Raw genomic sequence first — 8,330 nt, 5'->3', positions numbered from 1 at the left:
TGGCTCGGCGCGGACGACGTGCCCAAGGTGCGCGCCGAGATGAACGGCGGCGAGCTGGCCGCCCGGATCTTCGTGTGCCCGACCGAGGACGCCGACGCGGCCCGCGCGCTCGGCCGCATGCTGATCAGCACCTACCTCACGGTGCCCGCGTACGCGGCGTTCCACGACTGGCTGGGGCGCGGCGAGGCGCTGCGCCCGATGCACGAGGCGTGGGCGGCCGGTGACCGGCGCGGCGCGGGTGCGCTCGTCCCGGACGAGGTCGTGGACGCGCTGGTCGTGCACGGCAGCGTGGACGAGTGCCGCGCGCACGTCGCGAAGTACGCGGCCAACGGCGTCGACACGCCCGTCATGGCCCTGCTGCCCACCGGCGCCGACCAGCTCGACCTGGTGCGCGCGCTGGCGCCGGGGGCCTGACGGTGGCGCGGCGGACCGGGGCCACGCCCGAGCGCATCGTGGGCGCGGCCGTGCGGTTGTTCGCCGCCAAGGGGTTCGACGCGACGACCGTGCAGGAGGTCGTCGACGCTGCCTCGGTCACCAAGGGCGCGCTCTACCACTACTTCGGGTCGAAGGACGACCTGCTGTTCGAGATCTACCGCTCGCTGATCGGACGCCAGATGGCCGACCTCGACGGGATCGTGGCGGCCCGGCTGGACGCGGCGACCACGGTGCGGCGGATCGTGGTCAGCCTGGTCGAGACGACCGCGGAGAGCGTGGACGAGACCGCGGTGTTCGTGCGCGAGATGCACCGGCTGGACGCGGACCGGATGGCCAGCTTCCGGGCCGAGCGGCGGCGCTACCACGAGACGTTCCGGTCGGTGGTCGAGCAGGCCCAGGAGGCCGGCGAGTTCAGCGCGGCGGTGCCCGCCGACACGGCGGTCCTGATCGCGCTGGGCGTGGTCAACCAGCTGCCGACCTGGTACCGGCCGGGCGGGCCAAAGTCGCCCGCCCGGCTCGGCGGGGAGATCGCGGACTTCGTCCTCGCCGGGCTCCGACCGGCCTGAGGCGCCGGCGGTCGTCAGCCGATGTCAGGCTGGGCCCCTGGGCGTCAGGTGGTCCGACCGGCCCGGTGGCGCAGGACGGCCAGCGCCTTGTCGGCGTGGGCGTTCATGGCGAACTCGGATTTGATGACTTCGATCACGGTGCGGTCGGTGTCGATGACGAACGTGTGCCGCTTCACCGGCAGCGGGCCGAAGCGGCGCTTCACGCCGAACCGGGCGGCCACCGCGCCGTCGGCGTCGGACAGCAACGGGTAGTCGAAGCCGTGGGCCGAGGCGAACTCGTCCTGCTTGCCCACCGAGTCCGGGCTGATCCCCACCCGCTGCGCCCCGACCTCGGTGAACTCGCCCGCCAGGTCCCGGAAGTGGCAGCTCTCGGCGGTGCACCCGGCGGTCATCGCGGCGGGGTAGAAGAACAGCACCACGGGGCCGTCGGAGAGCAGGTCGGACAGCGCCCGAGGGGTGCCGTCCTGGTCGGGCAGGGTGAAGTCGGGTGCCTGGTCGCCGGGCTTCATGCGCGTCCTTCCGCAGGGTGTCGATCACGTCTCGCAGGGTGTTCGCGACGAGGCAACCGTACGGTTCTCGCTAATCTCGTACCAGGCCGGGAGGTGTGGTGTGACGAGCATGTCCGACGTGGCGCGGGCCGCGGGGGTGTCCGCCGCGACCGTGTCGCGCGCGCTGCGCGGCGAGCCGGGGGTGTCCGAGGCGACCCGGCGGTACGTGACCGAGGTCGCCAAGCGGATGCGGTACGCGATCGCCCGGGACGCCTCCAGCCTGGCGGGTGGTCGGCGGTACGCGATCGCCGTGCTCACCGCGGACGTCGGCCGGGGCGACCTGCTGGCGGGCGCGGAGGGCGCGTTGCGGCAGGCGGGGTACGACGTCCTGCTCTACGTGCTGCGCGACACCGACGCGCGCAAGCGGTTCTTCGAGGAGCTGCCGCTGGGCCGGCGGGTCGACGGGGTGCTCGCGCTGGCGGTGAACCTCACCGAGGCCGAGGACGCCGCGCTGAGGGGCCTGGACGTGCCGGTGGTCGCGGTGTGGGACGACGACCTGCGCGAGGCGCTGCGGCTGGCCGTCGGGCACCTCGTGGGGCTGGGCCACCGGGACGTGGCGCTGGTGCTGGCCGGCGACATCGACGAGTCCTACGACGAGGTGCTGGTCACCGAGGGTCTGGCGGTCCGTCCGGAGTGGACGCTGTGGTCGTCCTCGACGGTGGCGGGCGGCGAGCAGGTGGTGGACGCGCTGCTGGACGGCGAACGCCTGCCGTCCGCCGTGATCAGCACCAGCGGCGAGGTGGCGCTGGGCGTGTTCCTGCGCCTGCGCCGCGACGGGCGCGACGTGCCCGGCGACGTGTCGATCGTCAGCCTGGAGGGCACCGACCTGGCCCGCGCGGTCGGCTTGACCGCGGTGGAAGGCGCGTGGCGGGAACGCGGCGAGCACGCCGTGGAGGTGCTGCTGGCCGACCTGCGCGGCGACGAGCACGACACCGCGCCGCCGTCGGTGCAACTCGTGGTGAGGAACTCCACCGCGGCCGGGGTTTGAGGGCCACTCGTCCGGGCCATTAACCACGAAGAACTTCCTGCAACCTTTGGGTGACCAGGCGCTACCGCCCTGGCATCGGCCTACCGGAGGAGACGAAGCTGTCCAGCGTGGACGACGAGCTCGCGGCACTGGCCGAGGCACACGGCGTGGCCACTTCGTACGAGGACGCGAACCAGCAGCGGGCGGACGTCGACGCCGACGTCGTGGTGGCCGTGCTGGCGCAGCTGGACGTGGACGCCTCCACCCCGGAGGCGGTGCGCCGGGCCCTCGCCGCACCGAAACCACCGCCCAGGACCGTGGTCCTGCGCGAGGGTGACGTCCTCGACGCGGACGAGGCGGGTGGCGGCACGGTCGAGCTGGAGGACGGCGGGCGGGTCGAGCTGCCCGCCGCCCTGCCGCTGGGCTACCACCGCCTGGGTGAACGCACGGTGATCGTCGCCCCGCGCGAACTCGCCCCCGTCACCCGGTCGTGGGGCTGGATGGTGCAGCTGTACGCGATGCGCTCGGCCGGGTCGTGGGGCATGGGCGACTACGCGGACCTGGCCACCCTCGCCCGGCGCAGCGCCGAGGAGCTGGGCGCGGGCGTGCTGCTGGTCAACCCGGTGCAGGCGATCAGCCCGACCCCGCCGGTGGAGCGCTCCCCGTACTCGCCGTCGAGCCGCCGCTTCGCCAACCCCCTCTACCTGCGGATCTCCGATATCCCGGCGTACCGCGCGGCCGATCAGGCGCTCAGGGCTGAGATCGACGCGCTGCGCCCCGCCAACGACACCGGGCTGATCGACTACGACGCGGTGTGGGAGGCCAAGGCCAAGGCGCTGGAGCTGCTCTGGCGGGACGAGGAGCACCGCGCGCCCGAGGGCGAGCTGCTGGACTTCGCCCGGTTCTGCGCGTTGGCCGAGGTGCACGGCCCGGACTGGCGCGAGTGGCCGCCCGAGCAGCGCGACCCGGCCACGGCGACCGCCGACCCCGAGCGGGTGGCGTTCCACGCGTGGTTGCAGGAGCTGTGCGAACAGCAGTTGACCGCCGCGCGCCGGACCGCGCACGACGCGGGCATGGCGGTGGGCGTCGTGCACGACCTGCCGGTGGGCGTGAACCCCGGCGGCGCGGACACGTGGGCGGTGCGGGACGCGTTCGCCGCGGACGTCCGGGTCGGGGCGCCGCCGGACGCGTTCAGCCGCCTCGGCCAGGACTGGGGCCTGCCGCCGTGGCGGCCGGACCGGCTGGCCGAGCAGGGCTACGAGCCGTTCCGGGCGGTGGTGCGCAGCGTGCTGCGGCACGCGGACGGCATCCGGATCGACCACGTCGCGGGCCTGTGGCGGCTGTGGTGGATCCCGCCGGGCGAGCCGCCCAAGCGCGGCACGTACGTGCACTACGACCCGGACGCCATGCTGGCGGTGCTGACGCTGGAGGCGCACCGGGCCGCGGCGGTCGTCGTCGGCGAGGACCTGGGCACGGTCGAGCCGAAGGTCACCGAGGCGCTGCACGAGCACGGCATGCTCAGCTCGGCGGTGCTGTGGTTCCAGCGCGAGTACGACCAGCCGGGCCACCCGCTGATCCCGCCGGGGGAGTGGACCGCCTCGACCATGGCGAGCATCTCCACCCACGACCTGCCGACCGTGGCCGGTTTCCTCGCGGCGGAGCACGTTCGGGTGCGAGCCGAACTGGGGCAGTTTGAAGGACCGGTGGACGGGGAATACGACGCAGCCGAGCGTGAGCGCGGGGAGTTGCTCGAACTCCTCAAGCAGGAAGGTGTGGCTGCCGATGACCTGGTTACCGCGTTCCACGCCCTGCTCGCGAAAGCCAGGTCCGTGCTCGTGCTGACCTCGCCGCAGGACGCGCTGGGGGAGTTGCGCCAGCCGAACCTGCCCGGCACCACCGACCAGTACCCGAACTGGCGCATCCCGCTGCCCGTCGCGCTCGACGACCTGTTCGAGGACCCGGGTGTGCGGCGGGTCGCCGCGGCGCTGGCCGCCGGTCGCGCGGCGGAACGCGGTGCGGCGGAACCCGGTGCGGGGGAACGCGGTGCGGCCGAAGCGGTCGGTGCTCGTGCGGCACGAGCCGGTCGGAGCGGGTCGTGAAGGCGCGAAACCCGCACGTCACAGCGCGCGGCACAGCCGCGAGGTATCGTCAACCCGTCACCCGCGCCATGGTTGGAGGTGGCAGTCACCCGTGAACACCGACTTGGTGTCCCGCACCGGGCTCGTGCCCGAGCAGATGATCCCCCAGAGCAGCCCGGTGGACGCCTTGGAGTCGACCGTCGAGAGGGTCCTCGTGGCCGTCCGGCCGTCGAACCTGGCCGACCCGCTCTCCGGGGCCCACCACGCCGAGGAGTCCCTGCGGGACGTCCTGCGGCGGACCGACGCGGGTGCGGACCACGCGCTGGCGCAGGCGATGGCCTGCGCCGAAGCCGCGTGCGAGCACCTGCGCTACTGCGAGCTGCAGGAGGCCAGGCTGCTGCTGGTCGCCGCACGCGGCCAGCTCGCGCGGTGCCACGCAAGAACCTGATCCACCCGGTTAGGGGTCGATCGTCTCAAAGCTTTCCCGGAGGAAAATCCCTGTGCGGCCCTGGCCCGGAACTCCCTACCCGCTCGGCGCCACCTACGACGGCGTCGGCACCAACTTCACCCTCTTCTCCGAGGTCGCGGACTACGTCGAGCTGTGCCTGTTCGACGACGACGGCACCGAGACGCGCGTGCGGCTGCCGGAGGTGGACGGCTTCGTCCACCACGGCTACCTGCTCGGCGTCGGTCCCGGCCAGAAGTACGGCTACCGCGTGCACGGCCCGCACGACCCGGAGCGCGGGTTGCGCTGCAACCCGAACAAGCTGCTGCTCGACCCGTACGCCAAGGCGATCACCGGTGACGTCGACTGGCACGAGTCGCTGTTCGGCTACAACTTCGGCGACCCGGACGCGCGCAACGACCAGGACTCGGCCGGTCACGTGCCGCTGTCGGTCGTGGTGAACCCGTTCTTCGACTGGGCGAACGACCGCCCGCCGAACGTGCCGTACAACGAGACGGTCATCTACGAGGCCCACGTGCGCGGCCTGACCATGCAGCACCCCGAGATCCCGGAGCAGCTGCGCGGCACCTACGCCGGCCTGGCGCACCCGGTCGTGATCGACCACCTGAAGTCGCTCGGCGTCACGGCGCTCGAGCTGATGCCGGTGCACCACTTCATCACCGATCACGGGCTGGAGCAGAAGGGCCTCCGGAACTACTGGGGCTATAACACGATCGGGTTCTTCGCGCCGCACGCCGACTACGCGGCGATGCCGGAGTCGGCCAACCAGGTGCAGGAGTTCAAGGGCATGGTGCGCGCCCTGCACGAGGCGGGCATCGAGGTGATCCTCGACGTGGTCTACAACCACACCGCCGAGGGCAACCACCTGGGGCCGACGCTGTCCATGCGCGGCATCGACAACCAGGCGTACTACCGGCTCGTGGACGACGAGCCGAAGTTCTACATGGACTACACGGGCACCGGGAACTCGCTGAACGTCCGCAGCCCGCACACGTTGCAGCTGATCATGGACTCGCTGCGCTACTGGGTGACCGAGATGCGGGTCGACGGTTTCCGGTTCGACCTGGCCGCGACCCTGGCCCGCGAGTTCTACGACGTGGACCGGCTGTCCACGTTCTTCGACCTGGTGCAGCAGGACCCGGTGGTGAGCCAGGTCAAGCTGATCGCGGAGCCGTGGGACGTCGGGCCCGGCGGCTACCAGGTCGGCAACTTCCCGCCGCTGTGGACCGAGTGGAACGGCAAGTACCGCGACACGGTGCGCGACTTCTGGCGCGGCGAGCCCGCCACGCTGGGTGAGTTCGCGTCCCGCGTCACCGGCTCGTCGGACCTCTACCAGGACGACGGCCGCCGCCCGTACGCGTCGATCAACTTCGTCACCGCGCACGACGGCTTCACGCTCAACGACCTGGTGTCCTACAACGACAAGCACAACGCGGCCAACGGCGAGGACGGCCGCGACGGCGCGGACGACAACCGGTCGTGGAACTGCGGTGTCGAGGGCCCGACCGACGACCCGGAGGTCAACGACCTGCGGGCCAGGCAGCGGCGCAACCTGCTGGCCACGATGCTGCTGTCGCAGGGCGTGCCGATGCTGCTGCACGGTGACGAGCTCGGCCGCAGCCAGGAGGGCAACAACAACGCCTACTGCCAGGACAACGGCCTGTCCTGGGTGGACTGGACGCTGCTGGAGAAGAACCGCGACCTGGTGGACTTCACCTCCGCGCTGACCGAGTTCCGCAGGCAGCACCCCGTGCTGCGGCGGCGCAGGTTCTTCCAGGGCAAGCCGATCCGCAAGGGCGACGAGCTGCGCGACATCGCCTGGTTCACCCCTTCGGGTGAAGAGATGACCGAGCAGAACTGGGGCGACGACTTCGGCCGCTGCGTCGTGGTGTTCCTCAACGGCGAAGGCATCCCGGACCTGGACCAGCGGGGCATGCGGGTGCTGGACGACTCGTTCCTAGTGGCGTTCAACGCGCACCACGAGGACATCCAGGTCACCCTCCCCGAGGAGGGCTACGGTCCGCAGTGGACGGTCGTGATCGACACCGCGACCGGTCGGGTGACCCCTCCCGACCAGGGCGAACCGGTGGCCGCCGGCGGCACGATCACGCTGGTCGCGCGGTCGCTCGTGGTGCTGCAGCGGGTGGAGGGGGAATGACGGACGCGCAGGCGCCCGCGTCGACGTACCGCATCCAGTTCACCCCCGACTTCACCTTCGCCGACGCCGAGGCGGTCGTCGACTACCTGAACGCCCTGGGCGTCGGCGCGCTGTACGCGTCACCCGTCCTGGAGGCCGTGCCCGGCTCCACCCACGGCTACGACGTGGTCGACCCGACCCGCGCCCGCGAGGAGCTGGGCGGCGAGGCGGGCCGGGTGGCGCTGCACAAGGCCCTCAAGCAGTCCGGGCTCGGGTTCGTGCTCGACATCGTGCCCAACCACATGGCGGTCGGGCCCGACGACGTCAACCGGTGGTGGTGGGACGTCCTGGAGCACGGGCGGGAGTCGCGGTACGCGCGGTTCTTCGACATCGACTGGAACTCCGGGCCGCTGCTGCTGCCGTTCGCTGGCGACGAGGCGTCGGAGGAGGAGCACGAGCACTACCGGCTGGTGTTCTGGCGGCGCGGCAACGCGGAGCTGAACTACCGGCGGTTCTTCGACATCACCACGCTCGCCGCGGTGCGCGTCGAGGACCCCGAGGTCTTCGACGCCACCCACGACGAGGTGCTGCGGTGGGTCGCGGCGGGCGAGGTGACCGGTCTGCGGGTCGACCACCCGGACGGCCTGGCCGACCCCGGCGGGTACGTGCGGCGGCTCAAGGAGCGCTCCGGCGTGTGGGTCGTCGTGGAGAAGATCCTCGGCGCGGACGAGCGGCTGCCCGCGAGCTGGCCCGCCGACGGCACCACCGGCTACGACGCGCTGCGCGAGGTGTGCGGGCTGTTCGTGGACCCGGCGGGCGAACGGGCGTTCACCGCGCTGGCCGACGAGTTCGGCGTGCCCACCGACTTCGCGGCGGTCGAGCACGAGTGCCGCGACCTGGTGACCCGGACGATCCTGCGCGCCGAGGTGCGCCGGATCGCCGCGCTGGTGCGCGACGCGGACCGCGAGCAGGCCGAGCAGGCGGTGGCCGAGGTCATGGCCGCGTTCCCGGTCTACCGCTCCTACCTGCCCGAGGGGCTCGACGCGTGGACGGCGGCGGTGCGCGCGTCGACGTCGCCGGCGTGCCGCGACGAGGACCGGGAGGTGCGCGCCGTCCGGCGGGGCGAGGTGGGG

The 8,330-nt window shown here is 72.3% G+C and carries 8 protein-coding genes; 7 read left to right on the top strand and 1 reads right to left on the bottom strand.

From position 1 onward, the window contains the following. Both AB0G02_RS22440 and AB0G02_RS22435 read left to right on the top strand, forming a co-directional pair. Positions 1 to 414, top strand: a 414-nt coding sequence (locus tag AB0G02_RS22440; protein ID WP_360797418.1) for an LLM class flavin-dependent oxidoreductase, incomplete at its 5' end; no start/stop codon positions are given. A 2-nt stretch (positions 415 to 416) separates the two neighbouring features. Then, positions 417 to 1,001, top strand: a complete 585-nt coding sequence (locus AB0G02_RS22435; RefSeq protein WP_360797417.1) for a TetR/AcrR family transcriptional regulator — start codon at positions 417 to 419, stop codon at positions 999 to 1,001. Between the two features lie 44 nt (positions 1,002 to 1,045). Here AB0G02_RS22435 and AB0G02_RS22430 read toward each other — a convergent pair whose 3' ends face one another. After that, positions 1,046 to 1,510: a peroxiredoxin gene (locus AB0G02_RS22430; RefSeq protein ID WP_360797416.1), complete on the bottom strand. Its 465-nt coding sequence runs from the start codon at positions 1,508 to 1,510 to the stop codon at positions 1,046 to 1,048. A gap of 109 nt (positions 1,511 to 1,619) precedes the next feature. Between AB0G02_RS22430 and AB0G02_RS22425 the strand changes: the two genes are divergently transcribed. The 5 genes from AB0G02_RS22425 to AB0G02_RS22405 all read left to right on the top strand — a co-directional run. Further along, the gene (locus tag AB0G02_RS22425) at positions 1,620 to 2,537 is read left to right on the top strand and encodes a LacI family DNA-binding transcriptional regulator (RefSeq protein ID WP_360797420.1); all 918 of its coding nucleotides are present in this window, start codon (positions 1,620 to 1,622) and stop codon (positions 2,535 to 2,537) included. Positions 2,538 to 2,644: 107 nt separating this feature from the next. Then, positions 2,645 to 4,615: a 4-alpha-glucanotransferase gene (malQ, locus tag AB0G02_RS22420; protein ID WP_360797419.1), complete on the top strand. Its 1,971-nt coding sequence runs from the start codon at positions 2,645 to 2,647 to the stop codon at positions 4,613 to 4,615. A gap of 91 nt (positions 4,616 to 4,706) precedes the next feature. After that, positions 4,707 to 5,042 (top strand): hypothetical protein, encoded by a 336-nt coding sequence (locus AB0G02_RS22415; protein ID WP_360797415.1) that lies wholly within the window; start codon positions 4,707 to 4,709, stop codon positions 5,040 to 5,042. Positions 5,043 to 5,094: 52 nt separating this feature from the next. Beyond that, positions 5,095 to 7,218: a glycogen debranching protein GlgX gene (glgX, locus tag AB0G02_RS22410; RefSeq protein WP_360797414.1), complete on the top strand. Its 2,124-nt coding sequence runs from the start codon at positions 5,095 to 5,097 to the stop codon at positions 7,216 to 7,218. After that, positions 7,215 to 8,330, top strand: a 1,116-nt coding sequence (locus tag AB0G02_RS22405) for an alpha-amylase family glycosyl hydrolase (protein WP_360797413.1), incomplete at its 3' end; no start/stop codon positions are given. The genes glgX and AB0G02_RS22405, both read left to right, overlap by 4 nt.

It is taken from the genome of Actinosynnema sp. NPDC023658, assembly GCF_040639995.1.
In the GTDB taxonomy this organism is placed as follows: Bacteria; Actinomycetota; Actinomycetes; order Mycobacteriales; family Pseudonocardiaceae; genus Actinosynnema.
Note: the sequence above shows the minus strand (reverse complement) of the source record. Positions and strands in the feature narration are given on the sequence as shown.

Bases quoted from the DNA above. Each gene is read 5' to 3' on its own strand.
- AB0G02_RS22430 (WP_360797416.1), bottom strand. From the start codon at position 1,510: ATGAAGCCCGGCGACCAGGCACCCGACTTCACCCTGCCCGACCAGGAC.
- AB0G02_RS22425 (WP_360797420.1), top strand. From the start codon at position 1,620: ATGTCCGACGTGGCGCGGGCCGCGGGGGTGTCCGCCGCGACCGTGTCG.